This window comes from Oscillibacter valericigenes (assembly GCF_016902445.1).
Lineage (GTDB): Bacteria > Bacillota > Clostridia > Oscillospirales > Oscillospiraceae > Oscillibacter > Oscillibacter avistercoris.
On sequence record NZ_JACSNX010000063.1, the window covers coordinates 1 to 604 of the forward strand.

At 48.0% G+C, this 604-nt stretch carries 1 protein-coding gene; it reads left to right on the forward strand.

Features of this window, described 5'->3' with window-relative positions; translation table 11 throughout:
• On the forward strand, positions 1 to 604 hold a 604-nt coding region (locus H9X91_RS14045), incomplete at both ends, for a mucin-binding protein (RefSeq protein ID WP_204805878.1).

A 604-nucleotide genomic window follows, 5' to 3' on the forward strand; every position in this document is an offset into this window, starting at 1 on the left:
GGTCAACACAACGAAGTTACTGGTGAAGATGTCTACACCGGCTGGACGCTTAAGGACAACAGCTTGCGCCACGTTGATGTTCCAGCTGTTCCTGGTTACACGCCAAGTCAAAATACGGTTGCCAGCGTTGATAACCCAACCGCTAACACCAAGCTGACCGATGTTACGATTAACTACACGGCTAACGAACAAACTGGTCAAATTACTTACGTTGATGAAAAGGGGAACCAAATCAGCTCCACGCCACTTACTGGTAAGACTGACGAGGATATTGCTATCAATCCAGTTGCACCTGCTGGTTGGGAATTAGTACCTGGCCAAAAGTACCCAGCAACGGTTACTGCAACGGCTGATGGTATTCCTGGTGTTACTTTGACGGTTCGTCACCACATGATCAATGTTGTTCCTGGTGATGTTCCAACCCCTGGTGATAAGAAGCCGGGCAATCCTGATAAGAAGCCTGGTGATGGTACGCCAAACAAGGACATCACGCATGAAGATCTGAATAAGACGATCACTCGGACGTTCATTGTTAAGGCACCTACTGGAACGATGACTAAGACTCAGCACATCAGCTACCAACGTACGGCTACTATTGATGACG